The organism is Sinorhizobium meliloti (assembly GCF_017876815.1).
In the GTDB taxonomy this organism is placed as follows: Bacteria; Pseudomonadota; Alphaproteobacteria; order Rhizobiales; family Rhizobiaceae; genus Sinorhizobium; species Sinorhizobium meliloti.
This window is the reverse complement of record NZ_JAGIOS010000004.1, coordinates 51,920-67,087: the sequence shown is the minus strand read 5'-3', so window position 1 is coordinate 67,087 and position 15,168 is coordinate 51,920. Positions and strand designations below refer to the sequence as shown.

15 protein-coding genes and 7 pseudogenes are annotated in these 15,168 nt (G+C 58.1%); 13 read left to right on the top strand and 9 right to left on the bottom strand.

All coding sequences use genetic code 11. The features are described 5' to 3' along the window. The first annotated feature begins 47 nt into the window (after window positions 1-47). The 4 genes and pseudogenes from tnpB to JOH52_RS34250 all read left to right on the top strand — a co-directional run bounded on the left by tnpB (window position 48) and on the right by JOH52_RS34250 (window position 4,161). Entirely contained in the window at window positions 48-242 is a 195-nt protein-coding gene (gene tnpB, locus JOH52_RS34265; RefSeq protein WP_017266727.1) for an IS66 family insertion sequence element accessory protein TnpB, read from the top strand. 54 nt (window positions 243-296) lie between these two features. Then, window positions 297-1,889, top strand: coding sequence for an IS66-like element ISRm2 family transposase (locus JOH52_RS34260; RefSeq protein WP_209566095.1), 1,593 nt, complete (start codon window positions 297-299; stop codon window positions 1,887-1,889). Window positions 1,890-1,893: 4 nt separating this feature from the next. Further along, the gene (locus JOH52_RS34255; RefSeq protein ID WP_209566105.1) at window positions 1,894-2,115 is read left to right on the top strand and encodes a hypothetical protein; all 222 of its coding nucleotides are present in this window, start codon (window positions 1,894-1,896) and stop codon (window positions 2,113-2,115) included. Further along, window positions 2,102-4,161, top strand: a pseudogene (locus JOH52_RS34250) (recombinase family protein). The gene JOH52_RS34255 and the pseudogene JOH52_RS34250 overlap by 14 nt, the downstream one beginning before the upstream one ends. Before the next feature lie 27 nt (window positions 4,162-4,188). Here JOH52_RS34250 and tnpC read toward each other — a convergent pair. Then, window positions 4,189-5,533: pseudogene (tnpC, locus tag JOH52_RS34245) on the bottom strand (IS66 family transposase); the annotation flags it as partial. 71 nt (window positions 5,534-5,604) lie between these two features. Next, on the bottom strand, window positions 5,605-5,691 hold the full coding sequence (locus JOH52_RS34240; protein WP_080597595.1) for a hypothetical protein: 87 nt from the start codon (window positions 5,689-5,691) through the stop codon (window positions 5,605-5,607). A gap of 43 nt (window positions 5,692-5,734) precedes the next feature. Between JOH52_RS34240 and JOH52_RS35800 the strand changes: the two are divergent. The 6 genes and pseudogenes from JOH52_RS35800 to argB form a co-directional block, all read left to right on the top strand. Further along, a pseudogene (locus JOH52_RS35800) lies at window positions 5,735-5,848 on the top strand (transcriptional regulator); the annotation flags it as partial. Window positions 5,849-5,927: 79 nt separating this feature from the next. Continuing rightward, window positions 5,928-6,337: pseudogene (locus tag JOH52_RS35795) on the top strand (cyclic nucleotide-binding domain-containing protein); the annotation flags it as partial. Between the two features lie 409 nt (window positions 6,338-6,746). Further along, window positions 6,747-7,874 (top strand): radical SAM protein, encoded by a 1,128-nt coding sequence (locus JOH52_RS34230; protein ID WP_017266467.1) that lies wholly within the window; start codon window positions 6,747-6,749, stop codon window positions 7,872-7,874. After that, window positions 7,858-8,511, top strand: coding sequence for a LysE/ArgO family amino acid transporter (locus JOH52_RS34225; RefSeq protein ID WP_017266466.1), 654 nt, complete (start codon window positions 7,858-7,860; stop codon window positions 8,509-8,511). Before JOH52_RS34230 ends, JOH52_RS34225 begins: the two co-directional genes overlap by 17 nt. An 84-nt stretch (window positions 8,512-8,595) precedes the next feature. Next, a pseudogene (locus JOH52_RS36765) lies at window positions 8,596-8,706 on the top strand (IS110 family transposase); the annotation flags it as partial. A gap of 169 nt (window positions 8,707-8,875) precedes the next feature. After that, on the top strand, window positions 8,876-9,736 hold the full coding sequence (argB, locus tag JOH52_RS34215) for an acetylglutamate kinase (RefSeq protein WP_234842747.1): 861 nt from the start codon (window positions 8,876-8,878) through the stop codon (window positions 9,734-9,736). A gap of 248 nt (window positions 9,737-9,984) precedes the next feature. Here argB and JOH52_RS34210 read toward each other — a convergent pair. From JOH52_RS34210 to JOH52_RS34200, 3 genes and pseudogenes are all read right to left on the bottom strand, one after another. After that, window positions 9,985-10,482: pseudogene (locus JOH52_RS34210) on the bottom strand (recombinase family protein); the annotation flags it as partial. Further along, window positions 10,469-10,648, bottom strand: a complete 180-nt coding sequence (locus JOH52_RS34205) for a hypothetical protein (protein WP_127657852.1) — start codon at window positions 10,646-10,648, stop codon at window positions 10,469-10,471. The gene JOH52_RS34205 and the pseudogene JOH52_RS34210, both read right to left, overlap by 14 nt. Window positions 10,649-10,831: 183 nt before the next feature. After that, the gene (locus tag JOH52_RS34200; RefSeq protein ID WP_017266733.1) at window positions 10,832-11,059 is read right to left on the bottom strand and encodes a hypothetical protein; all 228 of its coding nucleotides are present in this window, start codon (window positions 11,057-11,059) and stop codon (window positions 10,832-10,834) included. Here JOH52_RS34200 and JOH52_RS34195 point away from each other — a divergent pair. The 3 genes and pseudogenes from JOH52_RS34195 to JOH52_RS34185 form a co-directional block, all read left to right on the top strand. Then, a pseudogene (locus JOH52_RS34195) lies at window positions 10,955-11,186 on the top strand (transposase domain-containing protein); the annotation flags it as partial. The gene JOH52_RS34200 and the pseudogene JOH52_RS34195 sit on opposite strands and share 105 nt — an antisense overlap. Continuing rightward, window positions 11,186-11,491 (top strand): hypothetical protein, encoded by a 306-nt coding sequence (locus JOH52_RS35790; protein ID WP_017266735.1) that lies wholly within the window; start codon window positions 11,186-11,188, stop codon window positions 11,489-11,491. The pseudogene JOH52_RS34195 and the gene JOH52_RS35790, both read left to right, overlap by 1 nt. A gap of 30 nt (window positions 11,492-11,521) precedes the next feature. Then, window positions 11,522-11,704, top strand: coding sequence for a hypothetical protein (locus tag JOH52_RS34185; RefSeq protein WP_164855820.1), 183 nt, complete (start codon window positions 11,522-11,524; stop codon window positions 11,702-11,704). A gap of 259 nt (window positions 11,705-11,963) precedes the next feature. Here JOH52_RS34185 and JOH52_RS34180 read toward each other — a convergent pair whose 3' ends face one another. From JOH52_RS34180 to repC, 4 genes are all read right to left on the bottom strand, one after another. Continuing rightward, window positions 11,964-12,209 (bottom strand): antitoxin VbhA family protein, encoded by a 246-nt coding sequence (locus tag JOH52_RS34180; protein ID WP_107010387.1) that lies wholly within the window; start codon window positions 12,207-12,209, stop codon window positions 11,964-11,966. A gap of 119 nt (window positions 12,210-12,328) precedes the next feature. Beyond that, a complete protein-coding gene (locus tag JOH52_RS34175; protein ID WP_015241541.1) occupies window positions 12,329-12,661 on the bottom strand; it encodes a DUF736 family protein in 333 nt (110 codons plus the stop codon). A gap of 397 nt (window positions 12,662-13,058) precedes the next feature. After that, entirely contained in the window at window positions 13,059-13,556 is a 498-nt protein-coding gene (locus JOH52_RS34170; RefSeq protein ID WP_017265664.1) for a thermonuclease family protein, read from the bottom strand. Between the two features lie 11 nt (window positions 13,557-13,567). After that, window positions 13,568-14,845, bottom strand: coding sequence for a plasmid replication protein RepC (gene repC, locus JOH52_RS34165; RefSeq protein ID WP_107010552.1), 1,278 nt, complete (start codon window positions 14,843-14,845; stop codon window positions 13,568-13,570). Window positions 14,846-15,168: the final 323 nt, after the last annotated feature.

The window sequence follows — 15,168 nt, the reverse complement described above, 5'->3', positions numbered from 1 at the left end:
CGCAAAACGAAAACCGTATGTAGAATGTCGGTCGCTGGCGTGACCGGATGAAGCTCCTGTTCTTCGATCGGTCCGGTTTTGTGATGGTCCTGAAGCGATTGACCGAAGATCGGTTCAGATGGCCACGCCGGGAGACGGCGGTGGTGACGCTTTCGACTGAGCAGCTTCACTGGATTCTCGACGGCATCGATATCGACGCCATGGTGCGCCACCCTGTGCGGCAATATCAGATCGCCGGCTGACGGCTCTGAACTTCTGCGGTTGACGCGGTGGTGCGGTTCAGATTCAAAACTACGATGACTCGATCCGGCGAACCAAGCGTTGCAGAACTGATGGCGCAGTTGGCGGCAAATGCTGCCGAAATCGCCGCGCTGAAAGCCGAGAAAGAAGCGCTCAGCGCCCGCGTGGTCAAGCTCGAGGAAGAGTTGGAGCTGGCGCGGCTGCATCGTTTTGCGCCGAAGAGCGAAAAGCATGTGGACCGCCTCTTCGATGAAGCCGAGCAGGTTGCCGATGAAGACGACGCCAGCGGAGAAGATGGCGAGGTCGTCGACCTGCCGGAAACCGGTTTTGCGACGATCGAGAAACCGGAGGGCAAGAAGCGTGGCCGCAAGCCCCTGCCGGAACACCTGCCGCGCGAGCGTGTCGAGTATGACCTTGCCGACGGCCAGAAGGCCTGCCCTTGCTGCCGTCATCAGATGCATCGCATGGGTGAGGCCGTCACCGAGCAGCTCCATATCGAGGTGAAGGCCAAGGTCCTGCAGAATGTGCGGTTCAAGTACGCCTGCCGCCATTGCGACCGGACCGGCATCAACACGCCTGTCGTTCTCGCGCCAATGCCCGCGCAGCCCTTGCCGGGCAGCATCGCCACGGCCTCGACGCTGGCATTTGCACTGGTCCACAAATACATCGACGGCACGCCGCTCTACCGTCTCGCCCAGGCCTTCGAGCGCGCCGGCGTTCCCGTCAGCCGCGGTGCTTTGGGTCACTGGGTGATCGGCTCGAGCGAGAGGCATCTCTCTCGCATCTATGACGCGCTGAAGCTCCGGCTTCGTTCACAACCGCTGATCCATGGTGACGAGACAACGGTCCAGGTGCTGAAGGAAAAGGACAGGGAGGCCACCAGCACATCCTTCATGTGGGCATACAGGAGCGGTGAAGACAGCGGCGAGCCGATCGTGCTGCTCGATTATCAACCCGGCCGCGGCCAGATTTATCCGCAGGCCTTCCTCGGCGACTACCGCGGCATATTGATGAGCGATGGTTACACCGCCTGGCGCACTCTGGCAGGAGCGACCCATATTGGGTGTATGGCCCATTCGAGGCGTCGCTTCATCGATGCTCTGAAGACAAGGAAGAAAGGCGGCGGACCGCCGGAGCAGGCGCTGAAGTTCTTCGAGCAGCTCTACCGGATTGAAAGCCAAGCCAAGAACGAAAAGCCGGAAGTTGGCGAAACGCAAGCCGACTGCATCCGCCGTTTCCGCCAACAACACAGCGTCCCCATCCTGATCGCTCTCAAGGCATGGCTCGATGACATCGCGCCGAAGGTCTTGCCCGATAGCAAGATCGGCGACGCCGTATCCTACACCCTGAACCAGTGGGAATACCTGACGCGCTACACCGAAGACGGCAGGATGTCGATCGACAACAACCTTCTCGAACGCGATATCAGGATTTTTGCCACTGGAAGAAAATCCTGGCTGTTCAGCGATACCGTGGAGGGAGCCAGGGCCAGCGCTGTCGTCTACAGCATCATGCTGACCTGTCGCGCCTGCGGCGTCGAGCCCTTGGCCTACTTGCGCCACGTGCTTAGTGAATTGCCACAGCGCGCAACAGATACTGACATCACCGATCTCTTGCCCTTCAACTTCACCAAAGCAGCCGCTGCCTGATCCAATGCAGCCGTCGCACAGCGACCCCGGTCAAACGGGCCGCGTCAACGCGCATGGAAATGAGCGCTTACCGGCGTCGGGCCGACAGCTCGACCTGATATTCAAGGCGCGAACACTCGACGGACTGAGCGACAAAGAGCGCAAGCAGGCGACATCAACACTGGCTTGCCTGCTGATGCAGGCTGCCGGTCTGGTCGTCGAGGAGCTCAACGATGACCAGCACTGACTTAATTCCGGCAGCGCTACTCGCGCGCAAGGCAGTCGTTTATGTGCGGCAATCCACTCAGTCGCAGGTCATGACCAATCTGGAAAGCCAGCGACCAGTATGATCTTGTTGACGTCGCGCGACAACGCGGCTTCGGCGACATTGAGGTCATCGACGACGACCTCGGACGCTCTGCCAGCGGAACGGTTGCACGCCCCGGCTTTGATCGTCTCGTCGCCTTGTTGTGCGCCGGCAAAGTTGGTGCCGTTTTGTGTTTCGATGCCTCACGGCTCGCACGCAACGGCCGCGACTGGCACCATCTGCTCGAACTATGCGGTCTCGTTGAAGCCCGCGTCATAGACCATGACGGTGTCTACAATCCATGTCGGCCCAACGATCGTCTGCTACTGGGCATGAAGGGCAGTATCAGCGAGTTTGAATTGGGTGTGCTAAGAGCCCGAATGCTCGATGCCGCCAGATCGAAGGCGCGGCGCGGCGAATTGCGCCTTTCTGTACCGTTCGGCTACATCTGGCATAGAGAGGCCGGGCTCGGGCTTGATCCTGATCTGCGTCTGCAGGAGGTAATCCGATCCATCTTCACCCGCTTCCATGAGCTTGGAAGTGCACGTCAGGTGCTGCTGTCGATGACGAAGGATCAGGTCCATTTCCCACGGCCGTCCGATGAAGGTCGCATGACCAGCTTCGTCTGGACGCCAGTCCGCTACCGTAATGCTCAAAAACCCCTTCTATGCCGGCGTCTATGTTTATGGAAAGAGCGAGAAGCGGACTGCCAACGTCGATGGCCGGGCGCGGCGGACTTACGGGCACGGCAAGCCGGCTGGCACGTGGGAGGTAATGATCAGAGACCATCACGAAGGTTACATCACCTGGGACGAGTACGAGCGCAACCAACAGCAACTGGCGCTTAACAATTATGGCCGCTCGGGCGGGACCAAATCGGGCCGCGGCGGCAAGGCGCTATTATCGGGTCTACTGACCTGCGGACGGTGTGGGCGGCGACTAAGTGTTGCCTATACGGGCAATCCGCAAAGTCGGCCGGTCTATCGCTGCGACAAGCCAAATCTGATGATGGGCTTGCCGCGATGCATGACGTTCGGCGGCCCGCGGGTCGACGCGGCGGTTGCGCGCGAGTTGTTGCGCGCGGTAGAACCGTTAGCAATCGAGGCGACCTTTGAAGCAGAGCGGATGCACCGGGAGCGACAGGAAGATCAGCGCCACATTCACGATTTGGAACTGCGGCAGGCCCGCTACGAGGCTAGCCTTGCCGAGCGGCGCTATGCGGCATGTGACCCCGACAACCGTCTGATTGCTGCGCAGCTTGAGAAGAATTGGGAGACTGCGTTACGCCGCGTGCGAGACCTGGAAGTGCGCAAGCCTGCCGACAGTCCTTCGACCATCGAGGTCGACCCAGACACCTTCACGAACCTTGCCGATAATCTACAGGCTGCCTGGGATTCACCCGATGTGACCATGCGCGCGCGCCAGCAATTGCTCCGTACCATGATTGCCGACATTGTCGTTGATGTCGACGATGCGGTGCGTGAGGTGGTGCTGACGATCCATTGGAAGGGTGGTCAGCATTCAGAGCTAAAAGTACGCAAACCCCAGAGCGGCGAGCACGGTTGTGCCACCACGGAGGATGCGCTGGGGGTGATGCGCAGCATGGCTGGGCGCTGGTCGGATGAACATATCGCCGCGTCGCTCAATCGAATGGGCATGCCCACGGGGCAAGGAAAAACCTGGACGGCACACCGTGTCGCTTCTGTAAGGCGCGTACGCGCAATCCACGCGTACAAATCAGCAGACAAGGACGGCGAGTGGATGACCATGACAGAGGCTGCGGCGGCCTTGGGCGTTACCAACCATCGGATACGCCACCTGATCAAGACGAAGATGTTGTCTGCTGAGCAGGTGGTTCCCGGCGCGCCGTACCAAATCCGGGCCAGCGACCTGGCTTCTGCGACGGTCCAAGCCGCGATAGCCCGAAAGGCGCGCCCGTGTCACATCGCCGACGCGGAGACGCTTCCAATGTTTACAGATACTTAAAGAAGGAGTGCGTAATGACTCAGGCCCGCCAAGCGGACGCATGGCTCGTTCAGCTATGTTGTTATCGATTTCGACACGGCCATCGTCGATGTAAACGCTCAATGCTGCCCATCGCGAGAGGGCATATCGCATTGCCTCGGCCAGCTTCTGCTTGTGTGGCAGCGTCGAAAGCGTCTCTTCTATCCAGCTCTTGAGATCCGCCAGAATGGGCCTGGCATGTTGCTGGCGCAGTGTACGCCGCTGGTCAGCCGACATCCCGCGGATACGATCCTCAATATCGTAGAGCGCACCGATGCGCGACAGCGCTTCGTCGGCGATCGGGGATGGCTTCAGCTTGATCACATCATGGAACTTGCAGCGCACATGCGCCATGCAGGGGGCCTCGACGATCTGGTTGCCGTAGAGCTTCTTGTAACCACCATAGCCATCGGCATGCATCACACCGCTGAAGTTTGCGAGATGGTCGGCCGGATGCGCGCCCTTACGGTCGGGGCTATAGTATTAGGCAATGGCTCCGGGAGTGGTATCTTGGTAGCCGCTACCATCGAAGACGTAGACCCAGACCCTGCCGGTTTTGGTCCTTCCTCGCCCTGGGTCGAGAACATCGACCGGGGTATCATCCGTATGTATTCGGTCGACCGCTGCGATATGCGCTCTAATCAGCAAGATGAGCGGCGCAAGCAGAACGGACACACGGCCCACCCAGTCCGCCATGACGGAGCGGGAGATGTCTATTCCCAGCCGGTCGTACATCTCGGATAGACGATAGAGCGGAATGTGATCGTCGAACTTGGCGACCATGATATGCGCGAGCAAGCCCGGTCCGGGCTTGCCTCGCTCGATCGGCAAGGTAGGCATTTCGCCGGATACCGTCGTATCGCAGTCCCTGCAGATCATGCGCTTCTCGACATGGCGGACAACCTTAACGGACGCCGGCACGTGCTCCATCACCTGAACGACCTTGTCGGCGGCCTTCAGGAACGATGCGCCACCACACGTCGGACAATTGCAGGGCGCTGCATAGACCCGCTCTTCGGTTGGAAGACCATCGGGCAACGGTTTGCGCTTCGGCTTCTCGAATGCGTCGTCCAGCTCCGGTAAAGGGTTCTTGCCAGAACGCATCTCAGCCTCGGCACGGGAGGCCTCGATCTCCTCCAGCATCAGTTCAAATTGCTCGATCTTCCGGTCGATCTTTTCAGAGGAAGGACCGTGCTGCCGATGGCGGAGCAGTTCCAACTGTGCGCGTAGAAGACCGATAATGGAGTCGCGCTTGCTGACTTCGGCTTCTTGGCTCTCAAGTTTCGCCGCCTGTTCAGCGAAGAGCGCGCAATGCAGATACTTCGTCACGACTGTCCAGCGACGTCGTTTCCATGACCGCAAACCTAGCCGATTTGCGCCTGAAGCGCTAGCATTTTGCCCAGATTTTCAAGCAAAATAAAGCTCTTAGCCGGTCCGAGCTGGAGCGGAAGTCCACGCCGGTCGACGCCAATCAATCCCTTCGACAAGCATCGAAAGCTGAGCCTGCGTCAGATGCGCAACTCCTTCTTTCGCCGTCGGCCAGGGAAAGTATCCGCTTGATGGCTTGTCGGCCCTTCAGCAACGTGTGGACTACACGACATTGACGAAACCGTTCACCGGTGCCGACCTGCTCGGCGTGATCAACAGCCTGATCGAGGCGGCTAAGTAGTTCCCTTTAGTGATCTAACCGAATATCCCCGGGTCACGCGAATTGGCAATCTGTCCCCACATCGAACGGGGGATAATTCATGTACGCCGCTGCACAAGCCAAACCACAGTCCATCGAGGCCGAACACCTTGGACCGGCCCCAGTTTCTGGGCCGCATCTTGTCGCCACCTACAAGCCGGGTCGCGACATCTATGCGCAGGGGGATCTGAACGACAAGTGCTATCAGGTTTCGACCGGAGCCGTGCGTGTCACCGCCTCCTTTCAGATGGACGCCGACAAGTCGTATCCTTTCATCTCCCAGGCGAAATGTTCGGTTTCGCAGCGGGACCCAACCATGCTTTCTTTGCGGAAGCCATCACGGAAACAACACTGGCCGTCTTCGGGCGCCGGCATATGCAGGAGCGTTCGCGGGAGCTTCTCGCGCTCGCCTTGACCGGCATGGCACGGGCTCAGCAGCATCTTCTGGTAGTCACCGAGCGAGTCTCGGCGTGCAGAAGGTGTGTGCAGCGTGCAGTTAGCCATCCGAGACCTTCAGTGGTTTGTAAGGCTCGCTACGCAGACTTGTTAGCCAGACTCCTATCCTTATTTAGGCTAACTTGCTGACAGTCACCACAAAGCGCTTTTCTTCATTTCGGCGAGCTAATTGGCACGAATCGTGAACGGCGCGAGTCGGGCTACGAGAGATGGATGGATTGATGTTTCGCGAAGACGTAATCTTGGAAGACTCAACACTGAGAGATGGCGAACAATCACCAGGAGGGAAATCGCCTCCGTCGGTTGACCTTGAAACGTTGCATCGGGTCCTCTGGTCCATTGAATCCTCACTGATTGAAGAGCGTGTCGGCCGCGCAAAAGCCTGTCTCGCGATAGCACCGCATGGGAACAATGAGGGTAGGAAATGAAACATGAACCGTTGAGAACAAACCCGCAGCGGCAGGGGATAGTGAATGAGTCGTTTGAGGTATTGCGAGAACGGGAGGGTTTGCTGCCGATTAAAGTCTCACCGTTCTTTAAACGGAAAGTAAACGACGAAATTAAGCACCTTGGCCATACCGAAGGTCCCCTCCATCGTATGGTTTATCCCACGAACGAGCGCCTCAAAATACGGGCACCCGGCGAGGTTCCTGACTTTGTTGATGACAGGGTCAACATGCCGCCAGACACAACGGGCAACATCATCCAAAAATACCGTGATCGCATCCTATTCATGCCGACATCCACATGTGTCTCGCATTGCCAATACTGCTTCCGCCAGGATGTTTTATCAGAGCATCAACACTCAGAGCGTAATATGTTCACAAATTCGGTCGAACGACTGTCTGGGTATCTCGACACCCACACGGATGCGGAGGAAGTAATTTTATCCGGAGGTGATCCGATGACGCTCTCGGCCTCATCCTTGGCGAAAATATTCGAGGTCATTAAAGCGCATCGCAATATTCGGTCAATACGAATTCACACCAAAGCAATTAGCTATAATCCTCAGCTCATCATCGATGAGAGGAAGCTAGAACTTCTGTCGGCGGCAGATGTTCGCCTCGTCTTTCACCTCACACACCCGTATGAGGTTTGCGACGATGTAAAGGAAGCTATCGCGAAGATCCGCAAAGCCGGGATCCGATGCTATAACCAATTCCCAATATTGCGGCAGATTAATGATCATCATGTCGTGCTTATTCGGCATCTGGAACAGCTAGATCAGCTTGGAATCCGAAACCTATCGATTTTCATTCCTGACCCAATTAATTTTTCGGCTCCATTCCGTATCAACCTTGCTCGGTTGATCGGCATAATTGAGAGGATTAATTGGTTCAGCCCTTCTTGGATCAACTCGACCCGCTTCGTCATGGACACGATGGTTGGAAAAGTGAGGCGTGAAGATATGGCCGAGTACGATCTAAATGCTGGCGTGGCAACATTCAAACGCGATGGAAAGTCGGTCGCCTATCCGGACTTTCCCGCCGAGCTTGATGTGCCAGGAAACTTAGAAATAATGCTGTGGAGAGACAATGTCAGCCTTATATAGCGGGTTCCTCTTGTGCATAGGGCTCATCGTTTCCATAGGTCCGCAGAATACGGAAATATTGAGGATCGGTACACTGGGGAGGCCGACTTTCCTCCTGGCTTCGGTGTTCGTGCTTTGCGACGCTATTCTTGTGACCTTTGGGGCCTGGGGGCTGGGAAGCCTGATCGTACTCAACAGAAGTGTCATGCTCATTTTGACAATTGGCACCGCTGTAATGTTGCTGATGCTCGCGTTTCGTGCCGTCCAGCGCACTAGAACATCGAGTGATTTTCACTTGGAGCTGAATTCCAATGTCTATGAAGAAAACGGACTCATCAGGCGAGGTTTATTGCTTTCTTTCTTGAACCCGCTTGCATTGCTGGAAACCGTCGTCATTCTCGGATCGGCCGCTGCGCCACATCAGGGCACCTCCAAAATGCTGTTCATTGCAGGTGCGCTAGGTGCCTCTGCATGCTGGTTCTACAGCCTATCGGCGGTTGCTCGGCAGGCCTCGGCTCTGGTTTCGCAACGATGGCACAGGAACATGGTGGAATTTGTTGCCGCAGCGCTTTTAGTATTTTGCGCTTTTTGGTTGATTCTCGGCGTCACGTCGCCGCATCAGCCCGGAACTGACATTCTGCAGGGTACTGACACATGACCGCACCCGATCTCACGTTTAAACTATCCGAAAAGCCCTCGCATGTCCCGGGCAAAGGTATGACCCCGCACGCCATCGGGCGCAGTTCACGGTGTTGACATTCATGGCAAGGTCGTCTTGCGCAAAGAATTGCTACGAGATGCGGCCTCCACTTTCTTTGCTAACCTGCCGAAGTGCCTGATTGGTATGGAAGCTTCTGCTGCCTGGCAGGGCTTTTGCGCGATTAACCCCCTGACCGCGCATGCAGTTGCGCATTCATGTGTCCGAACGACCGAAATAGTCCAAACAGGCAGGAAACAGGATGGCAGCTCTGCGTCAGATCGCGTTCTACGGTAGCAGTCCAAGCGGAAGCCCTAAGCATCAGATGGAGTTCCACGGAATGGGACAGCAGCACCAGCGCTCGCCGGCCTCGAAGCCGACCGTAGTGAAATATGGCGGTCACGCCATGGGCAATGCCGAACTCGGGCGCGCCTTTGCGAGCGACATCGCGCTTCTGAAGCAGTCCGGCGCCAACCCGATCGTCGTTCACGGCGGCGGCCCTCAGATCGGCGCAATGCTCAACCGGATGGGCATCGAGTCCAAATTCGAGGGCGGGCTCCGCGTCACCGACGAAAAGACCGTCGAGATCGTCGAAATGGTGCTTGCCGGGTCGATCAACAAGGAGATCGTCGCGCTCATAAATCAGACGGGCGAATGGGCGATCGGCCTTTGCGGCAAGGACGGCAACATGGTCTTTGCGGAAAAGGCGAAGAAGACCATCCGCGACCCGGATTCCAACATCGAGCGCGTGCTCGACCTCGGCTTCGTCGGCGATGTGGTCGAAGTCGACCGCACCCTTCTCGATCTGCTCGCCCGCTCCGAGATGATACCGGTGATCGCGCCTGTGGCGCCGGGCCGGGACGGCCACACCTACAACATCAACGCGGACACCTTCGCCGGCGCCATCGCCGGAGCGCTCAATGCGACGCGCCTTCTCTTCCTCACCGACGTCCCCGGTGTGCTCAACAAGAAGGGCGAGCTCATCAAGCAGCTCTCGGTCGCCGAAGCCCATGCGCTGATCGCCGACGGCACCATCTCGGGCGGCATGATTCCGAAGGTGGAGACCTGCATCGATGCTATCAAGACCGGCGTGCAGTGCGTCGTTATCCTCAACGGCAAGACGGCACATGCGGTACTGCTCGAGATCTTCACCGAACATGGTGCGGGCACGCTGATCGTGCCGTGACTTAAAAAGCGGGGAGGCCCCTCACCCTAGTCCGGCGCGGAGAGAGGGGGAGAGGGGCCTGCTCGAAGCCGACACCACCCTCTTTGCGAACGCGCCCGAATGATGAATCCGATGAGAGCCTTGAATGTCTCTATGTTGGAGCCACCGGTGCGGTCGGAGCTGAACCGACCAAGTTGCTGGAGGTAAGCCGAATTCCGTTTCAATCGGCTGGTTGCCAGGTGAGATTCGCGATGAGATCTGCTTCGTGGAGCCAGGCGCAATTCGCCGCGCCGCGCCTTCGATCTGGCGGCATCGAGCATTCGGGCTCTTAGCACACCCAATTCAAACTCGCTGATACTGCCCTTCATGCCCAGTAGCAGACGATCGTTGGGCCGGATTGTAGACACCGTCATGGTCTATGACGCGGGCACGAGACCGCATAGTTCGAGCAGATGGTACCAGTCGCGGCCGTTGCGTGCGAGCCGTGAGGCATCGAAACACAAAACGGCACCAACTTTGCCGGCGCACAACAAGGCGGCGAGACGATCAAAGCCGGGGCGTGCAACCGTTCCGCTGGCAGACCGTCCGAGGTCGTCGTCGATGACCTCAATGTCGCCGAAGCCGCGTTGTCGCGCGATGTCAACAAGATCATACTGCCGTCGCTGGCTTTCCAGATTGGTCATGACCTGCGACTGAGTGGATTGCCGCACATAAACGACTGCCTTGCGCGCGAGTAGCGCTGCCGGAATTAAGTCAGTGCTGGTCATCGTTGAGCTCCTCGACGACCAGACCGGCAGCCTGCATCAGCAGGCAAGCCAGTGTTGATGTCGCCTGCTTGCGCTCTTTGTCGCTCAGTCCGTCGAGTGTTCGCGTCTTGAATATCAGGTCGAGCTGTCGGCCCGTCGCCGGCACCAGCGTATTGCGGGATCTCATCATCTTCCTCCTGAGCGATTCTACGTCCACCTCGGAAGAGTGCAGGCTTGTCGCCGCCTGTGACCAGCCCGTTAAGTTCGATCAGCGCCGCAAGATCCACGCGTGCCAGACCCATCGTCATGCCGGCGCACACCACAGGATCAACCATCCATCCGGCAATCGAAACCACGACACCTGTCGGCCCTAAAACATGCAGAAACTGACCTGTCGCTCGTTCGTCGACGCGGCGAACGATAACCTTTTGGCCAAAATATGGATGCCAGCGATAATGAACCTCGACTTCATCGCCGACATGGGCAGAATGAACGGGGGATGGGAATTGGCAGAAAGAACTGGCTCTTCGCCGGCTCCGACAAGGGCGGCGAGCGCATCGCGGATATCCTGACGATCATCGAGACGGCCAAACAACATGGCCTCAAATCCGGAGGTCTATCTGACAGACGTCCTAACCCGGATCCAAGATCATCGCACGGATCGCCTTGAAGAACTGCTGCCATGGCAGTGGGCGCCGGCAAAAGACCTGCACGAGGCTGACTGATGGCCCGCTCGAAGATTATCTACACGCTTAAAGAGATCGCTGGCATCATCGGCGAGAACCTCGAACTGCTCGAGGAAGTCACCAGCAACTCGGACAATATCGCCGAGGGCGAGACGGTCGACGTCCGTCACGGCAGCGAATACGGTACAAGAGGCTTGACTGGCGATGGCGTAGAGGGCCTCCAGGAGCTTCTCGCGGACATACGGACGTGGGACGGCGGGATCCGCCAGTTTCTCATTGACGAACGATGCGATCCCGAAATGATCGAGCGCATTATGGCGGACGAAGCAAAGCGCAACCGCTAGCTAAGCTAAACACCTGCGCCTCGAGCAAAAGTGCGCTCGCCGGGCGCTCACGATGATACTTCCATAGGTCAAATTGTCAGAATTGCTGACGATCGCCTCGAGGAGTTCCCGGTCTTTGCCGAGCATTTCGGCGACATGGTTGATGGTGAAGACATGGGTGATGGTGGCCCTCAGGCGGCCTCGGCGCAGATGATTGCCACAGGTGCCCAGTGACCGGCCCATTCGTGAACCGTGAAGCGCCTTTCAGGTGAGCTTTGTCGAAATTGCCTTTCGGGCCATCGCCTTCAGCAATTTCCGCTAACCGCACGGCGGTCGCTCGATACTCATTCACGCGCAGCTAGGAATGGGTTTCAATGCTCCATCTGTTTTTCAGAACGTTCGTCCGGTCCGGATCGTCTGACGTATTAGGATAGGTGTAGGAACCTTTGGGCGCTCATCAGCCATGGCGAAGCTCAACAAAAGGCTGTCAGCTCTAAGCAGGCGGCCTTCTGCTCTTGAAGGTTGATCGGGAGGTTATCTTGACAGGCGCCTCAATCATGAGCTGCCGGTATTCCTCGCGGGTGATGTCGCCGGCGACATACCGCACGATCGCCTCCTCGAGGGCAGGATCGTGAACATAGCCCTGCCGGATATTGGCAGCGCGTGCCTGCTCGGCGGCCTTGCGCCGCTTCTCAATGGCTTCCGGGGAACGATCCGGACGGCGGGAATGAACGTTCATCGGCAATCTCCAGTTACGGGCCACCCTAGCAGGAAAAGTGCTGAAAATCCAGCAATTTGCGGGATTTTCCGGCCTTTCGAAGGTAGGCGCCCGGCTGCTGGCCGGGCGCTGTGAGCGGATTAATCGCGGGGTTCCCATTCGATGATCGCCTGCAGGGAGGCATCGTCCTGGCCGGGGAACCGGCCGAGATTGGCGTTGTAGCGAAGCTTGCGGATCGAGAGGGTGTAGTACGGCTTGCCGTCCTGGTTGTCTTTCTTCCAGATGCCGCCGACCTCGATGTCATGGCCGCGCGGTGACTTGGCGTAGACGCGGTGCGTCGGGGCCTTTTCATTGTCGGACGCGAACGGCACGACCTTGATGTCCATGTCGCGGTCGATGGTGGAGATGAGGCCGGCGCCCTTTGCGGTGTCGAGGTTGTCGCCGTCGAACTGGATGTAGTTGGTGATGTTCATGTTTTTCACTCCTCTTTGGTGGTTGCGATGATCGTTCCAAAGGCACGGCGGAAAGCGGTGCGCACGGTAGGCCGGAGCGTGAGCGGAGGAGGCGAGAGGACGCAAAAATTTGCTTCGCGAGGAAGCCGAAGGCGGGGAAATTTTTGTGGCGTCCGCTTTGCGTAAACCGCGTCGACGTGCGAACGAGCGTCACAAGCAACCGCCCTGGAGGAGTATGGCTTGAACCGTTTTGGCAACGTTTCCCCGTTTGTCAGCGACATACCAACCGCACAATTTGCGCCAATATGCTGCAATTAAGCGACCTGATCAACGGGATTTCCGGCGATTCCGACGGCGACACTGCAGCAAAATGCTTCGCGCGCCGTCGGCGCCACTGCTCCGTATTGGCTATCTCCGGTCACGGAATCCGGGAAGATTTCGAACGGCGGTATTCGTGCGGGCTTTCGATCTCCGCGGACCACATGCCAAAGCCGCTATCTCGGGCGCGGTTCTCGGCCTGGCCGTACTCGACCTCGCTGATCGAGTGTGTCGCCGGCAGGTACCGTAGCATTGCCTCCGCCAGTCCTGCCTTCACCATCGCAAGCCCGATATCGACGTCTCCAATGAAGCACTGGCCCACCAGGCGGCGATACTGATCCTGATCGATGATGTCGCAGCGAACGTGCTGGCCGTCGATCATTTTCCCAAGATAGCTGCGAGCTGCGACGCCACAGCGCCATAACTTCCCGTTTTTCAATCCGGTCTGGTCGCGCTCGCAAGCATCGATCGCCGCTATCCTGATTCGCTGATTCCTTATGCCGATGGTGTCGCCATCGATCACGCGGGCACGGCCGGAATAATCCGCGGCCTCTGCCGAACCGTGAACGATGACGAGGGCGGCGAATAGCGCCGGCAAAGCGTTACGTCTCAATGTCTGACCTCCATGGAATTTCGGGCGGCGAGCCCGAAGACAGAGCGGGCGAGATACAATTCGCCCGCGGCGGCGCGGTCCGTCATAGCCCGCAAATAGCCTCCCGGCGAGCTGACTTCCTGCCGGTCGTATTTCTCAAGTGTCACGGCGACGGCGACGGCGGCTTGCTGCTCGCCCATCTGCTCGACGGCGCGGGCGCGGGCATCCTCGGAGATACCGGCAAACCGGCACATCAGCGGCACGGCCCGCGCCAGGTCGGCCCAACTGGTGGGGGCAAACCCATAGGTCTTCAGCGCTGGCACCGCCCTAACCACGTCTTGCAATGCCACCATTGCCTGCGGCAAGCGCCGTGGCTGGTTGATTTCGCTCCGGCGTCGCCCCAGGCTTTCTTCAAAAGCCCATTTGCTGGCGGAGCCAGCCTTAAGCGAATTAGGTTGTTCGGCGTTAGCCGAACGCCGTTCCTCACTACTATCGTCAAAGGGATGTGGGGTTGTAATCTGTATGTGCATGCCGTTTTCGACATGCGGGCATGTCATATTCTTGGTTCCTGGCACTTCTGCAGATCGGCGGGGGAGGCGCATCAGCCGCTCCACAAGCCACTCCAAAATGGCGGTCGCGCGCCGCAGCATCCCACTCGAGGCCTTGCCGGCAGCTCCAACAAAATCGCTTACGCGCTCGATGCGGGATGCAATGCGATCCAACACCTGCGCGGAAAGCTCTGCTGCTGTCGAAAGGGCATAGCGGGCATTTCGAAGCGCCCCACGATAGCGCCGCAAGGCCGCATCGGCTGCTTTCTTTTTGGCGCGGACCTGCCTCACGAGTTCGTCGAGCTCGGCATATCGGACGATCAGGATCCGAAGGTCGATCCCGCAACCATCCGTGATCTCGCCATCGACGTTGCGGATCGGATAGCGCTTGTAGTTGCCGCTGTCCTGCATCGTGATCAAACCCGCGTCGAACAGGCGCGACAGCATTCGGCTGACGCGCCCGACAGAGCGGCCGATCTCAAAGGCCAGTTGCTGGTTCGATTTGAAGATGATCGGACGGCCGGACTTGTCGAACGATTCGGCGGGGGCTGTGTTGATCAGCGCCACCAACAGGTGACTTTCGGTCCCATTGATCAACCCTGTGCATGTCAGGCTTTGCGCAAGCACGGCCAATTGAGCACGCGTCACGGTTCCGATATCCGCCGACTCTGCCAGACGCCGGTAGTGTGCACGCTGCGGCGTTATCCTGCGGCCGATCGGCCGCTGATCCGTTTGGGTATTCCCCATTCCTCGTCTCCGTCTAGGGACCAGGCAAAGCTTCGCCGTTCACCGAAAAGGTGCTTTTGCAATTGACAGGGAAGGGAGGGTCTGCGAGAAAGGATTTGGCTAATTTATTGACTCATAGGACCCCGCTTCCGGACTTGTTCGGGAGCGGTTTTTCTTTTCTGGTCGGGCCTGTCATCTCCGTGAAAATTGATCAGAATGCGTGAGCGCCGGAATCACGACTGATTCCGCCATCTGAAAAATAACCTCATAAATCAAAAAGGTGCAACAACGTGCTACACGCAAAGGCCCGTAAGGGCGCGTGTTAGGCCGAGAATGCCCTTATT